This is a genomic window from Pseudomonas sp. Pseusp88, assembly GCF_047303955.1.
Taxonomy (GTDB): domain Bacteria; phylum Pseudomonadota; class Gammaproteobacteria; order Pseudomonadales; family Pseudomonadaceae; genus Aquipseudomonas.
In genome coordinates, this window is sequence record NZ_JBGLYM010000011.1 from 16,909 (window position 1) to 40,104 (window position 23,196).

Below are 23,196 nucleotides of genomic sequence, written 5' to 3' on the forward strand. Positions count from 1 at the left end.
TGCCCCCGGCTTCTTCGCGAATAAATTCGCCGCCACCCCGCAGCGTCATAGGCAGCGAGCGCATAATCCGGCAAGCCTGCACTGTTCTGCGCGCCTGCGCCAGTCGCGCCGCGAACTGCTAACATGCCGGTCCGATTCAGCCGATCTTCGAGTTCAGCAAAATGAGCCAATCCTGGAGCCCCGACAGCTGGCGGGCCCTGCCTATCCAGCAGCAACCGCAATACCCCGACGCCGCCCATGTCCTGCAGGTCGAGCAGACCCTGGCCAGCTATCCGCCATTGGTGTTCGCCGGTGAAGCCCGGGAGTTGCGCCGTCAGTTCGCCGAGGTCACCCAGGGCCGCGCCTTCCTGTTGCAGGGCGGCGACTGCGCCGAGAGTTTCGTCGAGTTTTCCGCCGCGAAGATTCGCGACACCTTCAAGGTGCTGCTGCAAATGGCCATTGTCATGACCTTCGCCGCCGGTTGCCCGGTGGTCAAGGTCGGGCGCATGGCCGGGCAGTTCGCCAAGCCGCGTTCAGCCAATGACGAAACCATCGAAGGCGTGACCTTGCCCGCCTACCGTGGCGATATCGTCAACGGCATCGGTTTCGATGCCAAGAGTCGTGTGCCGGATCCGGATCGCCTGCTGCAGGCCTACCACCAGTCCACCGCAACGCTGAACCTGCTGCGCGCCTTCGCCCAGGGTGGTTTTGCCGACCTGCATCAGGTGCATCAATGGAACCTGGATTTCATCGCCAACTCGGCCCTGGCCGACAAGTACAGCCAGTTGGCCAACCGTATCGATGAAACCCTGGCCTTCATGCGCGCCTGCGGCCTGGACACCTCGCCGCAACTGCGCGAAACCAGCTTCTTCACCGCTCACGAAGCCCTGCTGCTGAACTACGAAGAAGCCTTCGTCCGTCGCGACAGCCTGACCAACGATTTCTACGATTGCTCGGCGCACATGCTGTGGATCGGCGACCGCACCCGTCAACTGGACGGCGCCCATGTCGAGTTCCTGCGCGGGGTGAATAACCCGATCGGGGTCAAGGTCGGCCCAAGCATGAACACCGACGATCTGATTCGCCTGATCGATATCCTCAACCCGAGCAACGACCCTGGCCGCCTCAACCTGATCGCGCGCATGGGTGCGAACAAGGTCGGCGACCATTTGCCGCAATTGATCCGGGCCGTGGAACGCGAAGGCCGCAAGGTGCTGTGGAGCTCCGATCCGATGCACGGCAACACCATCAAGGCCAGCAGCGGCTACAAGACCCGTGATTTCGCGCAGATCCTCGGCGAAGTGAAGCAGTTCTTCCAGGTACACCAGGCCGAAGGCACTTATGCTGGCGGTATCCATATCGAGATGACCGGACAGAACGTCACCGAATGCATCGGCGGCGCCCGACCGATCACCGAAGACGGCCTGTCGGATCGCTATCACACCCACTGTGATCCACGGATGAATGCCGATCAGTCTCTGGAGCTGGCATTTTTGATTGCCGAAACATTGAAACAGGTGAAGAGGTAAGGGGGGGCTGGAAGCTGCGAGCAAAAAGCGCCTGGCTTGAAGCTCGTAGCTCGCTACTCACAACTGCCCCAACAAGCGCGCTCCACTGGCCCGCGTGCAATTAACCTGAATCTCGGCCAGGCCCAGCCACTGCGCCAGCTCTCGCAACTGCCTAGCCAGTGCCTGCATACCCTCCTCGTCCAATCCGCTGTCTTCCTCATGCACCGCATGCACGGCCAGGCGTCCGGCTGCCCGTTCGGCGCGCAGGTCCACCCTGGCGGCGATCCGTTCGTTATGCAGGAACGGCAACACGTAATAGCCGTAAACCCGCTTGTGCTGGGGCGTGTAGATTTCCAGGCGATAGCGGAAGTCGAACAACCGCTCGGTGCGCGCCCGCTCCCAGACCAGCGAGTCAAACGGCGAGAGCAAGGCACTGGCGGCCACTTTGCGCGGCACCGTGTACTGCGGCAGGCAGAACGCCGGTTGCCGCCAGCCTTCGACATTGACCACCTGCAAGGCGCCCATCTCCACCAGCTCGGCCAGGGCGATACGACTGGGCAACGGGTCCTGGCGAAAATAGTCACGCAAGTCCTTTTCCGTACCGACGCCCAAAGCCGTGGCGGCATGCAGCAGCAAACCCCGCTGCGCTTCGGCTTCGGGCACTTGCGGATGGTCCATGATCGAGGCGGGTAACACGCGCTCTGGCAGGTCGTACAGGCGTTCGAAACCGCGACGCCCGGCGACGGTCACTTCACCGGCGGCGAACAACCATTCCAATGCATGCTTTTCCGCACTCCAGTCCCACCAGGGCCCGGCGCGCTCCTGTCGCGTGTTCAAGCTACCCGCACCCAATGCGCCCTGCTCACGCACCGATTGCAGAACCCGGGCAATGACTGGCTGTTGCTCACGGCCGAACCTCGCCATCTGCTGATAAATGCCCTCGCCCTGAGCCGCCCGACGCATGCGCCAGCGCAGCAGCGGGTATAGCGCCATGGGCAGGAGCGACGCTTCGTGGCCCCAGTATTCGAACAGCGCTCGCTGGCGACCCTGGCTCCAGGCCGCCTGGTCGAGCAGGTCCTGAGGGTAATTGCCCAAGCGGGAAAACAGCGGCAGGTAATGGGATCGGACCAATGCATTGACCGAATCGATCTGCACCACGCCCAGGCGCTCGATCAGCTGCGTGACATGGCGGGCCTTGACCGGCCCTGATATGGCCTTGCGATTGAAGCCCTGGGCCGCCAGGGCCAGGCGGCGGGCCTGCTTGAGGGAAATGGATTCAGGCATCGGGTACTCCTGTTCAGTGCCTCAAACTACCCGATGCCTGCGACTGTGTCAGCGCCTCATCGGGTCATCCCAGAACGGCCGCTCGCTTTCGTTCTGAATATCAGCCCGGCTCAGCCCGAGGTCTTTGAGCGCCGAATCATTCATGCTTGCCAGTTGCTGACGCTGCTGGTGCAATTCGTACCAGCGCCGCAGTTTGCCCGTCACGGCCTTCATGACTCTTTCGCCCCAGAAATCACGGGGGAGTGTCTTGACCACCAGAACATAACCTTTTTGACCTTTCATCATCTTGCCCTCCAAGTGGGGATGACTAAAGTCTCGCGCTCGGCGTAGGATTCATCCAACGAATGTTTCTTATGCGACCCATCTGGGAGATTGATGAGTGGCGCTTTATCCAAGTATTGATAGCGAACTGCTGCGTACCTTTGTCGCCATCGCCGAAAACGGCGGTTTCACACGAGCCGGGGAAGTGGTCAACCGCACCCAGTCGGCAGTGAGCATGCAGATGAAGCGGCTCGAGGAGGATGTATTGCAACGTCCGCTGTTTCAGCGTGACGGGCGCAACGTCAACCTCACGGCTGAAGGCCAGGTGCTGCTGGGTTATGCGCGGCGCATCCTCAAGCTGCACAGCGAAGTGTTCAACACCCTGCGTGACCCGCATATGGTCGGCTCGGTGAAGATCGGCTCGCCGGACGACTATGTGATGCGCTTTTTGCCCGGCATCCTCTCTCAGTTCGCCCGGGCCTATCCGTTGATCCAGGTGGAAGTGCATTGCGAGCAGTCCTCGCAATTGCTGCTGCGCAAGGACCTGGACCTGACCATCATCACCCGCCGACCCGGCACCGAGATTGGTCAGATCCTGCGCCAGGAGCGTTTTGTCTGGGCCGAGGCCGCAGGCTTTTACCCCCATGAGCAGACGCCCATGCCCCTGGCCATGTTCAACACCGATTGCTTCTGCCGGGAGTGGGCGTGCAATGCGCTGGACACGGTGCAGCGCGAGTATCGCGTGGCCTACACCAGTGCCAGCCTGTCGGCGATCATGGCCGTGGTCAGCGCCGGACTGGCTGTCACTGCGCAACTGGAAAGCCTGATCACGCCGGACCTGCGTATCCTCGGCGAAGTCGAGAACCTGCCGCAGCTGCCCCAGGCCAGTATCGTGCTGTTGCGCAATCCACAGAACCCTTCGCCGATCACCGATTGCCTGGCTGAGTACATCGCCGAGGGCTTTAAACTCTGAGCCTTTAAACTCTAAAGACGAGCATGATCGCGCAGACCACCAGAAACACGCAGAACGCCGCGCGCAGGGTGCGTTCAGGCAGGGTATGAGCCAGCTTCACCCCCCAACTGATACTGGCCAGCCCCCCCAATGCCAGGGGAATGCCCAAGGCCCAGTCGACGTGGCCATGCAACGCGTAAGTGGTCATGGTGATGGTCGTGCTTGGCGCCGCCAAGGCCAGGGCCAACCCTTGAGCCGCCACCTGGGTCGAGCCAAAGATGCCGGTGAGGATCGGCGTAGCGATCACCCCGCCACCAACGCCGAACATACCCGCCGTCACCCCGGAGCCCACACCCAACAGCCACAGCCAGTTGCCATGGCGCAGTTGCGGGCCTGAATCGCCCTTGCGCCAGTACATCTGCAACAGATTGAACAGTGTCAGCACCAGCAGGAAGGCGATAAAGCCGATGCGCATGCTCTGGGCATTCACGCCAACCGCCCACAGTGAAGTCAGCCAGGACACGATAAAGCTCGGCACGATCAGCATCATCGCATTGCGCAGGGAGATGGGATTGCGCTGGTCATAACGCCACAAGGCCAGCAAGACATTGGGCAGCACCATCAACAACGCAGTGCCCTGGGCCAATTGCTGATCCAGGCCGAACAACACGCCCAGGGCCGGAATGGCTACCAGGCCGCCGCCAATCCCGAACAACCCGCCCAGAGTGCCCATGGCAGCGCCCAGCAAAAAATCCAGAACAATATCGATCACGCCACATCCCCACTTCGTCAATGCCGCGCATGCTACGCAGTCTCGGCGAACGAGCAAATGCGCAGAGCGGCACAATCAGTCAACGAATCGTGAAGGGGGGCTTCACCAACCGTGAACGTTACCTGTATCACCGCTGGTAGAATTTATCTGGCGCATTAAAGATCGCGGCACTAAATTAAGCGGCAACGAATGTTGACCAAGAGGTCCACTTAAATGAACACCGATGACAACGGCCCTGCCGCTGCGCTGGAAAAATGCGATGCCCTGATGCTCGATAATCAGCTGTGCTTCGCCCTTTACTCCACTTCGCTGATGATGACCAAGGTCTACAAGCCCCTGCTCCAGGAGCTGAACCTGACCTACCCGCAGTACCTGGCCATGCTGGTGCTGTGGGAGGAACAAGGTCTGACCGTCGGAGATGTCAGCGCACGCCTGTTGACCGATCCGGGCTCCCTGACGCCCCTGCTCAAGCGCCTGGAAGCCGAAGGCCTGATCAGCCGTACCCGCAGCAAGGAAGACGAGCGGGTGGTGCTGCTGAATCTCACTGAGCAAGGCCGCGCCCTGCATGAAAAAGCCAAACGCATTCCCCACTGCATCCTCGGCGCCAGCGGCCTGACCATCGAACGCCTGCAAGCCATTCAGGGTGAGTTGATTGGCCTGCGCAGCAATCTGCAGGACTCGCTCTGAGCCGTCCTCAACCTTCTGGATCGGGATGAAACCCTGTAGGAGCTGCCGAAGGCTGCGAAAGCGGTGTATCAGGCCGATCCACTCGCAGCCTTCGGCAGCTCCTACAGAAATCCCCTCCCGACCCAGCTGTTGGTGTGGCAACCCCATATCATTGGCCGCCCCCGACGAACGGTCATAACCTCTCTGAAGGCCGCGCAAGCCAAGGCTTTCACCTCGCTGAAACCTCCTCATTTTCCTATTAAAAAACTTCGGGCAAAACTTTTTTTAAAAACTATCTTGCGCGCAAACTATTTGCGCGATACATTTGCTTCACACCAGTTAGCACACAAATATTTAGCGCAACACACACTTAATACATACTGCGAGGTAACGCCATGAACACTCTCTATACCGCTGTTGCAACTGCTACCGGTGGCCGTGATGGCCGCGCTGTTTCCAGCGACAAGATTCTCGACGTCAAACTGGCCACCCCGAAAGAACTGGGCGGTGCCGGTGGCGAAGCGACCAACCCTGAGCAACTGTTCGCTGCCGGTTACTCGGCCTGCTTCATCGGCGCCCTGAAGTTCGTGGCCGGCCAAAGCAAGCGCAGCATTCCGGCTGATGCTTCGATCACTGCCCATGTCGGCATCGGCCAGATCCCTGGCGGTTTCGGTCTGGACATCGACCTGAACATCAACCTGCCAGGGCTGGATCAGGCTGACGCGCAGCAACTGGTCGACGCTGCTCACCAGGTCTGCCCGTACTCCAACGCCACCCGCGGCAACGTTGACGTCCGTCTGCACGTGACTGTCTAAACCCACCGGCCCAAGGAAACGAACATGAAAACCCTCAGCAAAGTCTTGACCGGCACCCTGCTCGCCCTGTCCATCGGCAACGCTTTCGCCGCGGGCAATTCGGATGTCGAGCACAACACCCAGGCGTTTCTCGATGCTCTGAACTCGGGCACCGGCAAACCGATCGAGCAGCTCTCGCCCAAAGATGCCCGTGCTGTCCTGACGGGCGCCCAGGCCGGGGTGAAACTGACCCTGCCCAAGGCGGATGTCAGCCAGAAGGTGATCAACGCCGACGGTCAGGCGATCAGCCTGACCATCGTGCGCCCAGCGGGTGTCAAAGGGACGTTGCCGGTTTTCATGTTCTTCCACGGTGGCGGCTGGGTGTTGGGCGACTTCCCGACCCACGAACGCCTGGTGCGTGACCTGGTAGCAGGTTCAGGAGCGGTGGCGGTCTTCGTCAACTACACGCCATCTCCTGAAGCGCACTACCCGACAGCGATCAACCAGGCCTATGCAGCGACCAAGTGGGTGGCTGAGCACGGCAAGGAGATCAACGTCGACGGCAAGCGCCTGGCGGTTGCCGGTAACAGCGTCGGCGGCAACATGGCGGCGGTCGTCTCGCTGATGGCCAAAGACAAGGGCACTCCGGCCATCAAGTACCAGGTGCTGTTGTGGCCGGTGACGGATGCCAATTTCGATACCGGTTCGTATAACCAGTTCGCCGAAGGGCACTTCCTGACCCGCAACATGATGAAGTGGTTCTGGGACAACTACACCACCGATGCCAATCAGCGTAACGAGATCTACGCCTCGCCGCTGCGGGCAACCATCGAGCAACTCAAGGGCCTGCCCCCTGCCCTGGTGCAGACCGCCGGTGCCGATGTGTTGCGTGACGAGGGTGAAGCCTATGCGCGCAAACTGGATCAGGCTGGCGTGGCGGTTACCGCCGTACGCTACAACGGCATGATCCACGACTATGGCCTGCTCAACGTGGTCAGTCAGGTGCCGGAAGTGCGCTCGGCGATGCTGCAGGCTTCGGAAGAATTGAAGGTTCACCTCAAGTAAACCGGACGCCTGAAGCGGAGATGCGACCATGAACTGGTAAATACAGCCGAGTTGAGACTAAAAAAGCCCCGCCTGAATCAATCAGGTGGGGCTTTTTATTTACGTAGAACACCGCGCCTTTGTGGGACCGGCTTTAGCCGGGAAGAAGCCAGGCAAGACGATAGATTTCTATTGTCGGTCCCTCAGTCTTCCCGGCTAAAGCCGGTCCCACAGAAAAACGCAGGTCCTGCGACCAGCCACAAAAAAACCCGCACTAGTGCAGGTTTTTTGTGTTCCAGCGCTACAGAAAAGCTGTGCTTATTTAGCACGGCCTTTGTAGGAACCGCCTTCACGGGTATCGATCTCGATCATGTCGCCGATTTCGATGAAGTCAGCAACGCTCAGCTCTGTGCCGTTTTTCAGCTTGGCTGGCTTCATGACTTTACCGGAAGTGTCGCCACGAGCCGAACCTTCGGTGTAGTCAACCTGACGCACGATAGTGGTCGGCAGCTCTACGGAAACCAGACGGTCTTCGAAGAACACAGCTTCGCAGACGTCGGTCATGCCTTCTTCAACGAATGGCAGAACGGCTTCGATGTCTTCGGCGTTCAGCTCGTACATGGTGTAGTCGCTGGTGTCCATGAAGGTGTAGCTGTCGCCGCTGATGAACGACAGGGTCGCTTCTTTGCGGTCCAGGATCACGTCTTCCAGCTTGTCGTCGGCCGAGTAGACAGTTTCAGTCTTGTAGCCGGTCAACAGGTTCTTCAGCTTGGTCTTCATGATCGCGCTGTTACGACCGGACTTGGTGAATTCAGCTTTCTGAACCAGCCAAGGGTCGTTATCGATCTTGATCACGGTACCGGGTTTGAGTTCTTTACCAGTTTTCATTGCGAATATCCGAAATAGGATGGATTTACTAACAGGCTCTGTACGAAAAGCGGCTTTTCGTACAGAGCCTTGATAACAAGGCCGCGTATCATAGCGAATTTCGATAAAACTGTACCAGCGCCTCGACAAGATCCCGCTGAGAAGCCTGTTCCAGACACCAGTTTTCAGCGTGTTTGCGCAAGATTGCCTCGTATTCGCTGATCGCCAGCCAGTGCGCACCAAGATCCTTGCCCCCATTCCAGGCCCGCCAGAATCCGCTCAAGGCACTCGCCGCCGCTTCGGGCAGGCCCTTGAGATAGAGCTCGAGGAACGCATCCAGTTTGGCCCAGTGGGCATCGTCGTCCTGTTCGTAGATGTGCCAAAGCAGCGGCCGACCGGCCCATTGCGCACGCACAAACGAGTCTTCACCGCGCACCACATTGAAGTCGCAGCTCCATAACAAACGGTCGTAATCTTCCTGTCGGACGAATGGCATGACCTGCACAGTCAGGGCTCCACGCTTTTCGACGGCTCCGGCCTGCAGGCCTTCGGCACCCAGCCAGCGTTGCAGATCACCGAGGATCCGCCCTTCTGGAACAATCAGATGGGTGGCTCGCGATTCATTCATCAGTAAGTCGAGCCAACTGCCCAACCCGGGATTTTCATAGGCAAACAGTGAAACCAGCCGCGCACCTGCGTCGGGCACGATACCCAAGCCATGCAGGAAATTTCGCTGTATCGACGTATCAAGCTGAAAAGCCTGACGCTGCTCGATCAAACCGCGCTCACGCAGCAAGCCACCGGTCGTCGGAAGAAAGCCGGGAAAGAAGAAGACTTTTTTCAAACCGTTGGACTGCGGCGACGGCAAGCCATGGCAGCCGGAAACCCAGGCCTCGGCGCTGAGGTATTCCAGATTCAGCCACAGCGGCCGCACCTGGCGTAGCAACATGGCGTCCATATAGGCGGGCGGCAGACGACAGGCGAAGGCCTCGATCACCACATCGGCACAGTCCGTGGCGGCCCACTCCGGCGACCAGCGGCATACGCTGACACCTTCCTGCCATTGCTGCGCCGCTTCGGCATCGGCCCCCGGACACAGCCGGGCAAATGCCGCCAGGTCGTCGATCCAAAGGCGCACCGCCAGATCGTGCTCGGCCGCCAATTGTCGGGCCAGGCGCCAGGTCACGCCGACGTCGCCAAAGTTGTCGACTACCGAACAGAACACATCCCAAGAAGCTTTCATCCAGGGCTCCTCGTGAAAAATGCCGATTGTCCGTCAGAACAACCCGCTGCCACCAGCCTTATGCCGTGCGACAATCCTGTGCAACTGCCAACACCAGGAATGCCGCCATGCCCTCCACAAGCCGTCGCGAGCTGAATGTTGCCGTCCCGCCACTGAAACTGATCGGCTGCATCGCCGTCGGTATCTGGCTCGGATTCCTTGCCGTACTGCTGACCTGCGTCCTGCTGTACAAGGCCCTGCCCGCTGCGCAGACCCAGGTTGTGACGAACGCTGTCAGCCAGTTGAGCAAGCCACCGGCCCCGCCATCCGAGCCCGCCAACAGCATGTTCGAGAAATACGAGCAGAACCTGCGCGAGAGCGAAGCCCGTCAGGCCCGTGAACAGGCCCAGGCCGAGCAGCAAAAAAGCTTCAACGGTCCCAAGTGCAATTTCTGGTTACAACAGGATCGCACCGCGCCCAGCGACAAAAGCCGGGCCAATGTCATCCAGTTCTGCGGATAGACCATGAGCAAGCAAGCCGTTCATCAGTTGATTATCGAAAAACTCAAGGTCGATCTGGAGATCGCCCAGCGCGCCGCCCAAACCGCCTACGAAACCGCGACCCACGAAGAAAACATCGCCGAAAACAAGTACGACACCCTGGGCCTCGAAGCCTCATACCTGGCGGCAGGCCAGGCACGGCGGGTCGAGGAAATCCGCCAGGCCCTGCTGGCCTGGCAGCAACTGGGCCTCAAGCCGTTCGACGAGCAGCGCGGCATACAGAACGGCGACCTGATCACCCTCGAAGACGACGATGGCCAGCCCCGCAGCCTGTTCCTCGGCCCCGATGGGGCGGGGCTGAAAGTCCACTTCGACGAGCATCTGATTACTGTGATTACCGCCCGTGCGCCCCTGGGGCAAAACTTGCTGGGCAAATTCGCGGGCGATGTCATCGATATCAGCGTCAACGGCGGTCGGCAAACCTTCGAGGTGACGCGGATAGTGTGACCGGCTCTTCATTTGCAGGGTTGCCCGGCTCAAACTTTTGTGGGTAAGGTGCCTCTGTCGCAAGATAAAAGTGACAGGGACTACAAAGCCAGTATTAGGGACTCACAACCAAGGAGATTTTTCATGGCACACGTCATCACCTTTCCTGACGCTCATGAACGAGATCGCCTCAAGTCCAGTGAGCAAGGGTTGCGGTACCTGAACAAGAAAGAGCAGCAACTGATCGATCAGCTGCGTTTGACCAGTCATGCCGGACGGCAGTACGTCTACGACTACGCCAGCATCATGCAGGTGTCCAGACCCTTGCACCCTGACCCCATCGATTGAGCCTGAGCGCTACCCTCGATAAGCGGTTGCGTCATCTCTCCCTGCCCGGCGGGGGGACTTGACTGCGTCCTGCATGAAGCTTTTGTCAGCCGGTATCAAGGACGCTGCCGCGGGCTTTATAGTGGCCGCTTGTCCTTGAGCCGCAGGAAACCGTCATGAGCGCCGCAACGCCCGACCCTAGCCACTCCCACCGCCCCGCCAAGACCGTCGTCGATCATTTGCGCTTCCACAAAGGTCATGCCCACCTGGCGCCAACTTTTGGCAATGACGCGTTCGCCTTGAAGGCCGAAGCGTTCGCCCGCTTCTTCGGTACGCCGATGTTTCTCGGTGCGCAGACGTTGCTCGTAATAATCTGGGTCGGCGCCAACATGACCGGACTGGTCAAGTTCGACCTCTACCCTTTTATCCTTCTGAACCTGGCCTTCAGCCTGCAATCAGCCTACGCCGCACCACTTATCCTGCTCGCGCAGACCCGTCAGGCCGCCCGGGACAAGGCCAATGCCGACGCCGATGCCCAACACCGCGAAGCCCTGGCCGTGGCCAATGAAGAACGCTTGGCCATCGCCGCACAGAACTCGGCGCAGATGCTCCAGTTGCTGGAACAGAACACTCGTCTGACCGAGCTGACCAAGTCCCTCACCGAGCGTATCGAAACCCTGACCCTGGATATGCATAAGCATTTCGTCAAGAGAGACGGTTCATGCTGACGCCTTTCGATTGAAAAGGTATTGCAGCCCCCCTGTAGAGCAGGCTTCAGCCGGGAAGACGATATTACGGGCGCAAGGGATGTATCGATCATTCTTGCGCCTGCCCGGCTAAAGCCGGTCCCGCAGGTTCTCCCATTACGGATCCACACTCTGGCAGATATGCCATGGGACATTCATCACTTTTATATTGCACCCATAATAAAAACAGATAAATTATGCTCGTAATCTGAATCAGATCCACCTGCAACTGACAGGAAAACCCGCCATGCAAAACCTCGATCGGGAAGAAAGACTGGCCCTGTGGCTGGAAGAAGAACGTCTGATGCGGGCCCGCCTCGGCAAGCCGGGCACTATCACCCTGGCAGAAGTCGCACGACTGGATCCCAAGGAATACCTCGACGGCATCGGCCGTGGCGAGTATCCCTCGCCGCCCATCGGTGAATTGATGGACTTTGTTCCGTTGTACTGGACGCCCGGTCTGTTCGTCTTCCAGGGCACTCCGGATGCACGGCATTACAACCCTCTGGGCAGTGTCCACGGCGGTTACGCAGCGACCCTGCTGGATTCGTGCATGGGTTGCGCCATCCACACCCAGCTCAAACAGGGCCAGGGCTACACCACCCTCGACTTGCGCATCAGCTATGTCCGCGCCATGGGCGAAAGCACAGGGCCCGTGCGGGCTGAGGGCAAGGTCGTGCATCTGGGCCGCTCCACCGCCCTGGCCGAAGGCCGACTGTACGACGTCGATGGCAGGCTCTACGCCACCGGCACCACCACCTGCATGATTCTTGACATGAACAAATAATCCCGGACACCACTTGGAGATCTGCCATGCAATCCATCGTTATCGCCGGTTTCGCCCGCTCGCCTTTCCACTTCGCGAAAAAGGGCGGCCTGATCAACCTGCGCCCGGATGACCTGGCGGCCCAGGTGCTGCGTGGGCTGGTGGACAAGCTCGACCTGGACCCGGCCACCCTCGAAGATGTGATCATGGGCTGTGCCTATCCGGAAGCTGAACAGGGCATGAATATCGCCCGTATCGCCAGTTTTCGCGCCGGATTCCCCAATACCCTGGGGGGTGCCACCATTAATCGCTTCTGCGGCTCGTCCATGAGTTCAGTGCATTACGCGGCCGGGCAGATTCTCCTCGGCGCAGGCGAGGCCTTTCTCTGTGCCGGTGTCGAGTCCATGACACGCGTGCCCATGGGCGGCTTCAATATCTCGCCCAATCCGACGCTGATGCAGGACATGCCCGAAGCCTACATGCCCATGGGCTTCACTGCGGAAGAAGTCGCCAAACGCTTCGATATCGGTCGGGTCGAGCAGGAAGCCATGGCCGTGCAATCCCACGCCAAGGCCGCCAGTGCCCGTGATGCAGGATTATTTGTCGACGAAATCGTGCCGATTACCACACCCGACGGCCAGGTCAGTGAAGACGGCTGCATCCGCCCCGGCACCAGCGCCGAAGGATTGAGCGGATTGAAGCCTGCCTTCGGTGGCACCGTCACCGCCGGTACCGCCTCGCCCCTGACCGATGGCAGCGCGGCAGTACTGGTCTGCACTGAAGAATTTGCCCGCAGTCACGGCCTGAATATCCTGGCGCGGATAAAAGCCGTCGCCGTGGCTGGCTGCCCGCCGGAAATCATGGGGATGGGCCCGGTCTACGCCACTCGTAAAGTCCTGCAACGGGCTGGCCTGACGATCGATGATATCGACCTTGTGGAACTCAACGAAGCCTTCGCCAGCCAGTCACTGGCCTGCGTGCGTGAGCTGCAACTGGATATGAGCAGGGTCAACCTCGACGGTGGTGCTATGGCCATGGGGCATCCGCTGGGTGCGACTGGCGCGCGTATTACCGGCAAGGCGGCGTCCTTGCTCAAGCGTACTGGCGGCCGTTATGCCATTGCCACCCAGTGCATTGCGGGAGGCCAGGGCATCGCGACCTTGCTTGAAGCGGTTTAGCACAATCGCGGTAGATATCGTTGTGGGACCGGCTTTAACCGGGAATACGCTTTCCCGGCTAAAGCCGGCCCCACAGATTCGTTCAAATTCCGCACCGTCTTACCTTGATACTCACATCCACCCCAACCACTTCCAGTAAGTCAGGGCAAACCCAAGCATCGACAGATAACCGATCACCGTCACCGGTATGCCGATTCTGGCGAACTGGCGGGCGGTAAAGGTTTCGGTGCCCAGGCAGACCATGTTCTGCGGCGCATTGATCGGCAGGATAAAACCGTAGCTGACGGCAAACCCCAGCAGCATGGTCATGCCCAGGCGATTGAAGTCGCCAGGCAGGGTCTGCAAGACCGCGATCAGGATCGGCAGCATCGCCGAAGTCAGTGCCGTTGCACTGGCGAACCCCAGATGTATGAGAATCAGAAACGCGCCGAGAATGGCGAAAACGCCTACCGGCCCTACTTGATCCAACCCGGTATGGGCCACGACCTGGGCGCCCAGCCACTGCCCGGCATGGGTGGTGAGCAGCGCAGTGCCCAGGCTGATGCCGACGCCGAAGACAATCACCGTACCCCAGGGAATGCGCGACTGCACATCCTTCCAGGCCATCACGCCCCACCGTGGCAGTAGCAGGACCACCAGTCCGGCATAAGTGGTAGAGGTGGTATCGAAGCTGTGCAGCTTGCCTTCCGTGGCCCATAACAGCAGCAGCGCCACCGAGACCGTCAGCAGACGTTTCTGCGCGCCGCTCATGGGGCCCAGGTCGTTTAGCGATTGCTGCACCGCCTCTTTGCCGCCGGCAATGCTGTCGCTTTCCGGGGGCAGCAGCTTGAGCACCAACACCACCAGCACCACGGACATGAATATTGCCCAGGGCGCTCCCGCCACCAGCCAATCGATCCAGCTGACCCGATGCCCAAGCATCTTGTCCATAAAGCCCGCCGTCAGCAGGTTCTGTGCGGCGGCAGTCTGAATGCCGACATTCCAGATGCTGGTGCCCTGAGCCACGATAATCATGATCGCTGCGGCGATATTCGAGCGCTTGTCGACGCCAAAGGCCGCAATCACGCCCATCATGATCGGCACCACGCAGGCGCTGCGCGCCGTGGCACTGGGCACTACCAGGCTAAGCAGGATGGTAACGGCGACCGCACCGATCATGATCCGTCGGGTACTGGTGCCGATCCGCGCCAGGGTCACCAGAGCGATGCGCCGGTCCAGCCCGGTGTGGGTCATGGCTGCCGCAATGAACAGTGCCCCGGCCACCAGAGCCAGGGCCGAATTGGAAAAGCCGGTCAGGGCCATGGTGATGGCCGCTGACGAGCCGTAGATCACCGACGGGTCCTGCAAGGTTGGAGCTGTACCCAACAGGAATGCCATGAGCGATGTAATCATGATCGCACTGGCTTCGTAGGAAACAGCCTCAGTAATCCAGACCACCACGGCAAACGCCAGGATCGCCAGCATGCGCTGGGCTGCCACCGGCAACTCCGACGGCAATGGCAGGAGCAGCACCCCCACCATCGCGACGACGGCGATCAACAGACCAATGGGCACCTTGGCTCGCGGGGGTGGCTCGGCGGCGGAGAGATCGGGAGTAGGGGTCTTCACGCTGGCAACTCCTGCACGTTTTATCGCTTGGAGTTGCAGGTTAAGCGGATACCCCCACCCCTCCCTTGATACGTGTCAAGCGCAGGGCTTTCAGGGGTGTTTGCGCAACGGCAGGCACAGGGTCACACGCAGGCCGTCGGGTTGACTGTCGAAAGTCAGCGAGCCATCACAACGCTGGACAATCGCCTGCACGATAGCCAGGCCAAGGCCGGAACCGACACTCTGACCCTGGCGCCAGAAGCGTCGGGTCAGGTGTTGCAGGTGCTGTTCGGGAATGCCGGGACCATGGTCGCGTACACAGAAACAGGCCTGACCGGGCGTGATACTGACACTCAACTCCACAGCGGTCTGTGCCGGGGTATGACGCAAAGCATTCTCCAGCAGATTGCGCAAGGCGGCGATGGCCAGCACCGAAGGTATGTCCAGCATTTGCGTCGACAACGGCTGGGCAAGGTGCAGGGCGATGCCCGCTTCGTCCTGACAGGTGTCGTGAATCGCCAGGCGTGCGGCGTCTTCAGCGGTGCATTGCACGCCATCGTCAAATGACAGACTACCCTCGACCCTGGCCAGCAACAGCAGCTGTTCAAGGGTGTGATGCAGACGGTCGGCACCCTCTTCGGCATGGGCCAGGGAACGGTCCCGGGCTTCACCTTCGGTCATGCGTGCCACTTGCAGGTGAGTCTTGATCGCGGTCAACGGGCTGCGCAGCTCATGAGCCGCATCGCCGGTCAGGCGTCGCTCGCGCTCCAGGGTCTGGGCGATGCGCTGAAACAGTTGATTCTGGGTGTCGAGCAGCGGCTGCAACTCACTGGGCAGGCCGGTGACATGCAGCGGCTCCACCGAATCGGCGCGCCGACGCTTGAGCGCATCGCGCATACGGTGCAACGGCGCCAGGCCCTTGCCGATGCCCAACCAGAGCAGGCCCAGGCTGCCCAACAACGCCGCCAGCACCGGCAACGAAGCGGCCAGCAACACTGAGTTGCGCAGTTGATCGCGCTCGGCCTGACGGTCCGCCGTAGTAATGCGCAAATCGCCCGCAACCAGGGTGTAAGTACGCCAGTGCTCGCCGTCGATCAGTCGGTCGGAAAAGCCGGTCTCATCTTCGCTGCTCAGACTCTGCTCGGGAGACGAGTGATTGCGCGCCAGCAGCTCGCCACGCAGGGAATTGACCTGGCAGGCCATGCTGCTGACGATGCCCAGCTTTTCCGCACTCAAGGGCGTGTCACCGGCCTGGCCGGGCATGGGCAATTGCGCCAGCATGCCGCCAACCATTCTTGCCGAAGCGGTCAGGCGCTGATCGAGGGACTCCATCATTTGGTCGCGCAGGTCGCAGAGCATCCAGATGCCCGCGGTCAGCCAGATGACCACGAACGCCGAACCCAGGGTCAGGCTCAGGCGCACCCGCAGGCTGGTCATCGCTGACCCTCGCTGGCGCCGTCATCGTCACCCTGGGCTGCACCCAGGCGATAACCGAGGCCGCGCACGGTCTCGACGATGTTGTTGCCCAACTTGCGCCGCAGATGGTGGATATGCACGTTCAAGGCGTTGCTCTCCACCTCGTCGCCGAAGCCATAGACGCTGTCCTTGAGTTGCTCGCCGGAGAGCACTCGACCGCGATTGTGCAGCAAGGCATGCAGCAACGACTGCTCACGTCGGGAGAGGTCCACCACCTGCCCGGCCAGCAGGGTCTCGCGGCTGCTCGGGTCGTAACTGAGAGTACCGTGCTCGATCAGATTGGTGCTGCGCCCGGCCATGCGCCGGATCAGGGTGTGCAGGCGCGCACTGAGCTCACGCAGGTCAAACGGCTTGAGCAAATAATCGTCGGCACCGGCCTGCAAACCATCAACACGGTCAGTCACGCTGTCCCTGGCGGTGAGGATCAGCACTGGCAGCTCTACCCCCTGCTGGCGTAACTGACGCAGCAGCCTGAGGCCATCTTCGTCGGGCAGACCGAGATCCAGAACCATGACATCGAAATGCGCCGCCTGCAGGATCGCCCGTGCCGCCGAAGCCGTGGCCACGCGGTCAACGGTAAGCCCCTGGGCATTGAGCCCGGCAACAATACCGCTGGCAATCAAGTCGTCGTCTTCACAGAGCAATACGTGCATGGCAGAACCCGAAACAAAGAGGCAGAGTGAAACGCAACTGGATTAAGGCGCGATTATGCCCCATGGCCCGGGCTCACACGTGCTCAGCGCACAGATGTTAATAAACGGTTAATCCCTCGGCCTCACCCTCTTCGGGACTCTGCTCAATAAGGCATGCTCCATGCGTCGTTTGCTGTTGTTGCTGTTCATTTTCCTGCCCCTGCTGGCCCAGGCTGCCTTTTCAGGCAGCGATCCTTTCGCCAAGAAACCGGATTTCCTCCCCGTGGACAAGGCCTTCATCCTGACCACCGAGCGCGCGGGCAACGGGGATATGGTGGTCAACTGGCGCATCGCCGACGGTTATTACCTGTATCAGCAACGCCTGAAATTCAACGGCCTGAGCCCGGCCGACAAGCCGGCGCTGCCCCAGGGTGAAGACCACGAAGACGAGTTCTTCGGCAAGCAGCAGGTCTACCGGGAAAGTCTCGAAGTGCGTATTCCCGCCGCAGTGACCGGTCAGGTCAAGCTCGGCTGGCAGGGCTGCGCCGATGCCGGGTTGTGCTATCCGCCGCAGAGCAAGGTACTCGACCTGGGTAGCGGCAAGAGCGCAGCCGCAACCATTGAGCCAGGCATCGGACAGGCTCCGGATCAGGCACTGGCTGGCAGCCTGCAACAACGCTCCTTGAGCCTGAGCCTGCTGGCGTTCTTCGGCCTCGGTCTGTTGCTGGCCTTCACCCCTTGCTCATTGCCGATGCTGCCGATCCTCGCGGGCGTGGTAGTAGGCAGCGGCGCCCGCCCTCGGCGCGGCTTCGCCCTGGCCAGCAGTTATGTGCTGAGCATGGCCCTGGTCTACGCCGGGCTTGGCGTGGTCGCGGCGCTGCTGGGCGGCAACCTGCAGGCGGTGTTGCAACAGCCTTGGTTGCTGGGAAGTTTCGCCGCGCTGTTCGTGCTGCTATCGCTGCCGATGTTCGGCTTCTTCGAACTGCAATTGCCGAGCTTCGTGCGTGATCGTCTGGAGCAGGCCGGACGCCAGCGTCAGGGCGGCAGCCTGTTGGGTGCGGCAGTGCTAGGGGCGTTGTCGGGATTGATGGTCGGCCCCTGCATGACCGCACCGCTGGCCGGCGCCCTGCTCTACATCGCCCAGAGCGGCAACGCTGTACACGGCGGTCTGGTGCTGTTTGCCCTGGGCCTGGGGATCGGCCTGCCGTTGTTGCTGCTGGTTACCCTGGGCAACCGTTTCCTGCCCAAACCCGGCGCCTGGATGGACGTGGTCAAGGGCGTGTTCGGCATGTTGCTGCTTGCCACCGCCCTGATCATCGCCAGGCCGCTGCTGGCCGAAGCGCTGTGGGTCGGGCTGTGGGGCGTACTGTTGCTGGTCGTCGCCTTTGCCGCCATTGTCCAGGCCCGTCAGCTACGCAATGGCGCCAGGATTTTTGGCCCCGCAGGCATGATTATCGGCCTCTGGGGTGTCCTGATGCTGATCGGCGCTGCGGCCGGTGCCGATGATCCCTGGCAGCCGCTGAAGGTCTATCGCGGCGGCAACGCGGTCAGTATCGAGCGCAGCCACGAGGCCTTTATCAATATCAGCGATCCCCAGGCCTTGCAGCGAGAACTCGATGCCGCGCAAAGCCAGGGTCAATGGGTACTTATCGACTACTACGCCGACTGGTGCGTGTCCTGCAAGATCATGGAAAAACAGATTTTCGCCAAGCCCGAAACACTCACTGCACTGAACGGCGTGCGCCTGCTGCGCCTGGATGTGACCGCCGACAACGCCGACAGCCGCGAACTCCTGGGGCGCTATAAGGTGCCCGGGCCTCCAAGCCTGTTATGGATCGGCCCGGACGGCCAGGAGCGTCGTGAACGCCGCATTACCGGTGAAGTCGACCTGACGACATTCATGCAGCACTGGCAGGCGACAAGGGAGCATGGCTGATGCTCAGTATTGCCATCGGGCCATTTGCCCTGGCGGTCAACCATCTACTGTTGCTGCTGGCGCTGGGCGTATCGTCGGTAGTCGCCTGGTGGAACGCTCGACGCACAGGCGGTAGCAATCCGGAATCGGTGCAGTTCAGCCTGTTCCTGCTTGGCCTGCTGGTCGCCCGTCTGGCCTTTGTCATCACCTACTGGTCGCAATATCGCGACAATCCATGGCAGACCGTGGATATCCGCGACGGCGGCTTTCTCGCCTGGGCCGGCGTGTTGACCATTATCGTCGGCGGCTGTCTCTATGGCTGGCGCCGGGCCGGGTCAAGACGGCCACTGGCGCTGGGCGTGGCAAGCGGCCTGCTGTTCTGGCTATTGGCCCAACTGACGTTGACCTTCTATCAGCAAGGTGCAGCCCTGCCGGATCTCACCTTGCGCAATGCAGCAGGCGAACCGGTGCGTTTGGCCGACTATAAGGGCCGTCCGTTGGTGATCAATCTCTGGGCCACCTGGTGCCCGCCCTGTCGTCGGGAAATGCCGGTCTTACAGGCCGCGCAGCAGCAACGCGACGATGTGCTGTTCCTGTTCGTCAATCAGGCCGAGAGTCCCAAGACTGTCGCTGACTTTCTCAATACCCAGGGCCTGACGCTGGATCATATGCTGTTCGACGACGATGGCGAACTGGCCCAACAGGTCGGCGCCATGGCCCTGCCCAGCACGCTTTTCTATTCCGCCGAGGGGCGCCTGCAAGGCAGCCATCTGGGTGAACTGTCCAATGCCAGCCTGACCCGCGCCCTTGAAAGCGTAACGGGGTCGGCCGCCGCTGTTTCCTCCTCCCCAAGGACCACTCCATGACGCTGCCCCGTATTCTGTCGACCCTCGCCTTGGCCACCATTACCTTGCAAAGCCCGTTACTACGAGCAGCCGAGGCGCTCCCGGCACCGATCAAGGCACTTGAAGCCAAGGGCGCGCATATCGTCAGCAGCTTCGATGCGCCAGGCGGCCTGCGAGGCTATGCCGCCGAGTACAACAAACAGGCCATCGCCCTGTACCTGACCGCCGATGGCGAGCATGTGCTCGCCGGCAATCTGTACGATGCCAAAGGCCAGGATCTGAGTCGCGCGCCTCTGGAAAAACTGGTCTACGAACCAATGTCCAAGGAGATCTGGGCCAAACTGGAAAAGACCACCTGGATCGCCGACGGCAGCCAGACCGCGCCGAAGATCGTCTATTTGTTCAGCGACGCCAACTGCCCGTACTGCAATATGTTCTGGGAGCAGGCGCGGCCCTGGGTCAAGGCCGGCAAAGTGCAGTTGCGCCACATCATGGTCGGCATCATTCGCGAAGACAGCGCCGCCAAGGCCGCCGCCCTGCTGGCAGACAAGAACCCGGAAGTGGCTTTGACCAAACACGAAGCGGCGGGCCGCAGCAGCACGCTGAAGCCCCTGGCCAGTATCCCGGCGGATATCCAGGCCAAGCTCGATGCCAACATGGAGCTGATGAACGAGATGGGCCTGTCCGCCACACCGTCGATTTTTTACCTCGATGACAAGGGCCAGATGCAGCAGATCCAGGGCGCCCCCCAGGGCAAGGCGCTGGAGGAAATGCTCGGGCCAAAGCCCTGACTACGGGCCAGCTCGAACCCGGAGGACACAAGCTGACCAATGGCAGGCAATGCAGAAAATGAATACTGCATTGCCCCTGTTTTCCATGTGAGAATGTCGCTCAACATTTTACGAATTCTTGCAGGAAGGCTCATTGCATGCGTTACGCCGAAGATCACAAAGCCCAGACTCATCAACGTATTCTGCAGGAGGCTTCGGCACGTTTTCGCCGTGACGGCATCGGCGCGACAGGCCTGCAGCCCTTGATGAAAGCTCTGGGCCTGACCCATGGCGGCTTTTATGCCCACTTCAAATCCAAGGACGAACTGGTCGAAAAAGCGCTGCGCGCAGCGGTCGATCAATCCAAGGAGCGCACCGCAAAGACATTTGACCAGGAAGACAGCGTCAACGCCTTCCTTGATATGTACCTGTCCCCGGCCCACCGCGACAGCCCGGAAAAAGGCTGCCCGCTGCCGACCATGTGCGCCGAACTCGGTCAGCGCGGCGAGCCCAGTGCACTCACCGATGAAATGCTCAAGGTGCGTATTGAGGCTCTGGAAAAAGCCATGGCCGACAAGCCGGACGCCGATGCCCGCAGCCTGGTGATGATGTCGACAGTGATCGGCGCCCTGACCATGGCTCGCAGCGTTCAGGACAAAGCGTTCTCCGAGCAGATCCTGCAAACTACCCGGGAATGGCTGAAGCAGAACCTCAACAAAGTCTGATCCAGTCAATCCCGGGCCATCACTTCAAGGATGCCAGCGGCGCAACAGGACGCTGGCATTGACCCCGCCAAAGCCGAAGCCGTTGGACAAGGCGTACTCAATGTTCATCGGCCGTGCCGCGCCATGCACGATATCTACGCCCTGCGCCGCTTCATCCGGATTTTCCAGGTTCAAGGTAGCCGGAGCAATCTGGTCGCGAATTGCCAGCGCCGTAAAAATCGCTTCGATTCCCCCAGCTGCTCCGAGCAAATGACCGGTGGCCGACTTGGTCGAAGTCACGGCAATGGCGTTCTGCTCACCAAACACCGATTTGATCGCCGCCAACTCGCCCTTGTCGCCGACTTGCGTGGACGTGGCATGGGCATTGAGATGCTGGATTTCGGCTGGCTGGATACCAGCCTGACGGATCGCGGTCTGCATCGCGCGTCGTGCACCGCTGCCGTCTTCCGGGCCTGCGGTCAGGTGGTAGGCGTCAGCGCTGGTGCCATAGCCCACCAACTCAACGATAGGTTGTGCGCCTCGGGCCAAGGCATGTTCCAGGGATTCGATAACCAGAATCCCCGCACCCTCGCCCATGACGAAGCCGTCACGGTCACGATCAAACGGACGCGACGCCCGCTCCGGGGTTTCGTTGAAGTCACTGGACAGCGCCCGGGCCGCAGCAAAGCCACCAAGGCTGACGCGATCGATGGCTGCTTCCGCACCACCGCAAATGGCGATATCCGCCTCACCGCACTGGATCAGCCGCGCCGCGTCGCCAATAGCCTGCACGCCTGCAGCACAGGCTGTTACCGGCGCACCCAGAGGGCCTTTGAAGCCATGTTGAATGGAGACATGGCCCGCCGCCAGGTTGACCAGAAACGACGGGATGGTAAATGGCGACAGACGCCGCGGCCCACGGGTATCTACCGTGCGTACCGCTTCGGCGATGGCGCCAAATCCACCGATACCGGAGGCGATAATGGTCGCGGTGCGCTCCCGGGCCTCCTCGCTTTCGGGCGCCCAGCCAGCCTGCGCAATCGCTTCTTTTGCCGCCGCCAGGGCAAACAGAATGAAGCGGTCCATCTTCTTCTGTTCTTTGGGCGCGACCGCCGCATCGGCGTCGAAACCGGCCTGGGCATCATCAGCAAGCAAAGGCACCGGCCCACCGACCTTGCCAGGCAGGTCAGCAACGGTTTCTTCCGGTAATTGGACAATCCCTGAACGGCCCGCCAGCAGGCGTTGCCACACAGACTCTACGCCACTGCCCAATGGCGTCACCAACCCCATCCCAGTGACTACGATTCGACGTCCACTCACTTGCAACTCTCCTGGGCCATGACGGCCTACGGGTATAAACACATAATATTACGACAATAATTTAATCAAATACTATGTCGAGGAGCCCATCCTGTGTCAAGGCCGATGACATTTAATCGAGTGGGCCGGTGGTGTGAACCATAGGCGAAAAAACGCCCTGAATGAGCAAAGCCGATCAAATGACCGGCCTTGCTCGGGAAGGAATGAAGCTATCTCAGTTGATCGACAACTTGTCGCGATTCTTTTCCAGGATCGCCTTGCCGATACCTTTGACTTCGAGCAACTCATCAACCGAGGTAAAGGCACCGTTTTCATCACGGTAGGCGACGATGGCAGCCGCCTTGGCGGCGCCGATCCCCACGAGCTCTTTTTGCAGCGTTTCTGCGTCTGCACTGTTGATGTTGAACCTGTCGCTGAACGGCGCCTGGGCCGTCGAACTGACAGCTGCGCTGGTGGCCGGGGCTTGCGCTGTCGGTGCCGCATTCACGGCAACCGTGGCACTGCCGAGAAATGCAAATAACAGGGCGGAAATAAAAGCCTTACGCATAAGTGAAGCTCCATCTATCTAGTCAAGGTTGGAATACAACTTTCCAAA

Annotated in this window: 25 protein-coding genes; 15 read left to right on the top strand and 10 right to left on the bottom strand. The window is 60.5% G+C overall.

Annotation, left to right across the window (positions count from 1 at the left end; all coding sequences use genetic code 11):
- The first annotated feature begins 161 nt into the window (after positions 1-161).
- The gene (locus ACCD02_RS15910; RefSeq protein ID WP_413303483.1) at positions 162-1,508 is read left to right on the top strand and encodes a class II 3-deoxy-7-phosphoheptulonate synthase; all 1,347 of its coding nucleotides are present in this window, start codon (positions 162-164) and stop codon (positions 1,506-1,508) included.
- A gap of 57 nt (positions 1,509-1,565) precedes the next feature.
- On the opposite strand, the gene ACCD02_RS15915 is transcribed toward ACCD02_RS15910, so the two are convergent.
- Together ACCD02_RS15915 and ACCD02_RS15920 are read right to left on the bottom strand one after the other, a co-directional pair.
- Positions 1,566-2,771 (bottom strand): winged helix-turn-helix domain-containing protein, encoded by a 1,206-nt coding sequence (locus tag ACCD02_RS15915; protein ID WP_413303485.1) that lies wholly within the window; start codon positions 2,769-2,771, stop codon positions 1,566-1,568.
- 48 nt (positions 2,772-2,819) lie between these two features.
- Entirely contained in the window at positions 2,820-2,984 is a 165-nt protein-coding gene (locus ACCD02_RS15920) for a DUF1127 domain-containing protein (RefSeq protein ID WP_413303799.1), read from the bottom strand.
- 166 nt (positions 2,985-3,150) lie between these two features.
- Between ACCD02_RS15920 and ACCD02_RS15925 the strand changes: the two genes are divergently transcribed.
- Positions 3,151-4,005 carry a LysR substrate-binding domain-containing protein gene (locus ACCD02_RS15925; protein WP_413303488.1) on the top strand — a complete coding sequence of 285 codons (855 nt, stop codon included), beginning with the start codon at positions 3,151-3,153 and terminating at the stop codon, positions 4,003-4,005.
- Between the two features lie 4 nt (positions 4,006-4,009).
- Here ACCD02_RS15925 and ACCD02_RS15930 read toward each other — a convergent pair whose 3' ends face one another.
- Positions 4,010-4,756: a sulfite exporter TauE/SafE family protein gene (locus tag ACCD02_RS15930; protein ID WP_413303491.1), complete on the bottom strand. Its 747-nt coding sequence runs from the start codon at positions 4,754-4,756 to the stop codon at positions 4,010-4,012.
- 213 nt (positions 4,757-4,969) lie between these two features.
- Here ACCD02_RS15930 and ACCD02_RS15935 point away from each other — a divergent pair, with 213 nt between their 5' ends.
- The 3 genes from ACCD02_RS15935 (at position 4,970) to ACCD02_RS15945 (ending at position 7,281) form a co-directional block, all read left to right on the top strand.
- Positions 4,970-5,443 carry a MarR family winged helix-turn-helix transcriptional regulator gene (locus ACCD02_RS15935; RefSeq protein WP_413303493.1) on the top strand — a complete coding sequence of 158 codons (474 nt, stop codon included), beginning with the start codon at positions 4,970-4,972 and terminating at the stop codon, positions 5,441-5,443.
- A gap of 374 nt (positions 5,444-5,817) precedes the next feature.
- The gene (locus ACCD02_RS15940) at positions 5,818-6,237 is read left to right on the top strand and encodes an organic hydroperoxide resistance protein (RefSeq protein WP_259099428.1); all 420 of its coding nucleotides are present in this window, start codon (positions 5,818-5,820) and stop codon (positions 6,235-6,237) included.
- A 24-nt stretch (positions 6,238-6,261) separates the two neighbouring features.
- A complete protein-coding gene (locus tag ACCD02_RS15945) occupies positions 6,262-7,281 on the top strand; it encodes an alpha/beta hydrolase (RefSeq protein ID WP_413303496.1) in 1,020 nt (339 codons plus the stop codon).
- Positions 7,282-7,578: 297 nt separating this feature from the next.
- Here the strand turns inward: ACCD02_RS15945 and efp are convergent, their stop codons facing one another.
- On the bottom strand, positions 7,579-8,148 hold the full coding sequence (efp, locus tag ACCD02_RS15950) for an elongation factor P (protein WP_413303498.1): 570 nt from the start codon (positions 8,146-8,148) through the stop codon (positions 7,579-7,581).
- 88 nt (positions 8,149-8,236) lie between these two features.
- Complete coding sequence (earP, locus tag ACCD02_RS15955) at positions 8,237-9,370, bottom strand: elongation factor P maturation arginine rhamnosyltransferase EarP (protein WP_413303501.1); 1,134 nt, start codon at positions 9,368-9,370, stop codon at positions 8,237-8,239.
- A gap of 107 nt (positions 9,371-9,477) precedes the next feature.
- On the opposite strand from earP, the gene ACCD02_RS15960 reads away from it, so the two are divergent.
- From ACCD02_RS15960 to ACCD02_RS15985, 6 genes are all read left to right on the top strand, one after another.
- The gene (locus tag ACCD02_RS15960) at positions 9,478-9,870 is read left to right on the top strand and encodes a hypothetical protein (protein WP_413303504.1); all 393 of its coding nucleotides are present in this window, start codon (positions 9,478-9,480) and stop codon (positions 9,868-9,870) included.
- Positions 9,871-9,873: 3 nt separating this feature from the next.
- Entirely contained in the window at positions 9,874-10,356 is a 483-nt protein-coding gene (locus tag ACCD02_RS15965; RefSeq protein WP_413303507.1) for a transcription elongation factor GreAB, read from the top strand.
- A 123-nt stretch (positions 10,357-10,479) separates the two neighbouring features.
- The gene (locus ACCD02_RS15970) at positions 10,480-10,683 is read left to right on the top strand and encodes a hypothetical protein (protein ID WP_413303510.1); all 204 of its coding nucleotides are present in this window, start codon (positions 10,480-10,482) and stop codon (positions 10,681-10,683) included.
- A gap of 155 nt (positions 10,684-10,838) precedes the next feature.
- On the top strand, positions 10,839-11,390 hold the full coding sequence (locus ACCD02_RS15975; RefSeq protein ID WP_413303513.1) for a DUF1003 domain-containing protein: 552 nt from the start codon (positions 10,839-10,841) through the stop codon (positions 11,388-11,390).
- 265 nt (positions 11,391-11,655) lie between these two features.
- Positions 11,656-12,195 carry a PaaI family thioesterase gene (locus tag ACCD02_RS15980; RefSeq protein WP_413303516.1) on the top strand — a complete coding sequence of 180 codons (540 nt, stop codon included), beginning with the start codon at positions 11,656-11,658 and terminating at the stop codon, positions 12,193-12,195.
- Between the two features lie 26 nt (positions 12,196-12,221).
- Positions 12,222-13,352: a thiolase family protein gene (locus tag ACCD02_RS15985; protein ID WP_413303518.1), complete on the top strand. Its 1,131-nt coding sequence runs from the start codon at positions 12,222-12,224 to the stop codon at positions 13,350-13,352.
- A 111-nt stretch (positions 13,353-13,463) separates the two neighbouring features.
- Here the strand turns inward: ACCD02_RS15985 and ACCD02_RS15990 are convergent, their stop codons facing one another.
- The 3 genes from ACCD02_RS15990 to ACCD02_RS16000 form a co-directional block, all read right to left on the bottom strand.
- Positions 13,464-14,960, bottom strand: coding sequence for a DASS family sodium-coupled anion symporter (locus ACCD02_RS15990; RefSeq protein ID WP_413303521.1), 1,497 nt, complete (start codon positions 14,958-14,960; stop codon positions 13,464-13,466).
- A 90-nt stretch (positions 14,961-15,050) separates the two neighbouring features.
- Complete coding sequence (locus tag ACCD02_RS15995; RefSeq protein ID WP_413303524.1) at positions 15,051-16,376, bottom strand: ATP-binding protein; 1,326 nt, start codon at positions 16,374-16,376, stop codon at positions 15,051-15,053.
- Positions 16,373-17,068, bottom strand: a complete 696-nt coding sequence (locus ACCD02_RS16000) for a response regulator (RefSeq protein ID WP_413303527.1) — start codon at positions 17,066-17,068, stop codon at positions 16,373-16,375. The genes ACCD02_RS15995 and ACCD02_RS16000 overlap by 4 nt, the downstream gene beginning before the upstream one ends.
- Before the next feature lie 160 nt (positions 17,069-17,228).
- Here ACCD02_RS16000 and dsbD point away from each other — a divergent pair, with 160 nt between their 5' ends.
- The 4 genes from dsbD (at position 17,229) to ACCD02_RS16020 (ending at position 21,302) form a co-directional block, all read left to right on the top strand.
- The gene (dsbD, locus tag ACCD02_RS16005) at positions 17,229-18,983 is read left to right on the top strand and encodes a protein-disulfide reductase DsbD (RefSeq protein ID WP_413303530.1); all 1,755 of its coding nucleotides are present in this window, start codon (positions 17,229-17,231) and stop codon (positions 18,981-18,983) included.
- Positions 18,983-19,828 carry a prolipoprotein diacylglyceryl transferase family protein gene (locus tag ACCD02_RS16010; protein ID WP_413303533.1) on the top strand — a complete coding sequence of 282 codons (846 nt, stop codon included), beginning with the start codon at positions 18,983-18,985 and terminating at the stop codon, positions 19,826-19,828. The genes dsbD and ACCD02_RS16010 overlap by 1 nt, the downstream gene beginning before the upstream one ends.
- A complete protein-coding gene (gene dsbG / locus ACCD02_RS16015) occupies positions 19,825-20,598 on the top strand; it encodes a thiol:disulfide interchange protein DsbG (RefSeq protein WP_413303536.1) in 774 nt (257 codons plus the stop codon). Before ACCD02_RS16010 ends, dsbG begins: the two co-directional genes overlap by 4 nt.
- A 137-nt stretch (positions 20,599-20,735) precedes the next feature.
- Positions 20,736-21,302, top strand: a complete 567-nt coding sequence (locus ACCD02_RS16020; protein WP_413303539.1) for a TetR/AcrR family transcriptional regulator — start codon at positions 20,736-20,738, stop codon at positions 21,300-21,302.
- Positions 21,303-21,326: 24 nt separating this feature from the next.
- Here the strand turns inward: ACCD02_RS16020 and fabF are convergent, their stop codons facing one another.
- Complete coding sequence (gene fabF / locus ACCD02_RS16025; RefSeq protein ID WP_413303542.1) at positions 21,327-22,601, bottom strand: beta-ketoacyl-ACP synthase II; 1,275 nt, start codon at positions 22,599-22,601, stop codon at positions 21,327-21,329.
- Between the two features lie 214 nt (positions 22,602-22,815).
- Positions 22,816-23,148, bottom strand: coding sequence for a ComEA family DNA-binding protein (locus ACCD02_RS16030; RefSeq protein ID WP_413303545.1), 333 nt, complete (start codon positions 23,146-23,148; stop codon positions 22,816-22,818).
- Between the last annotated feature and the right edge of the window lie 48 nt (positions 23,149-23,196).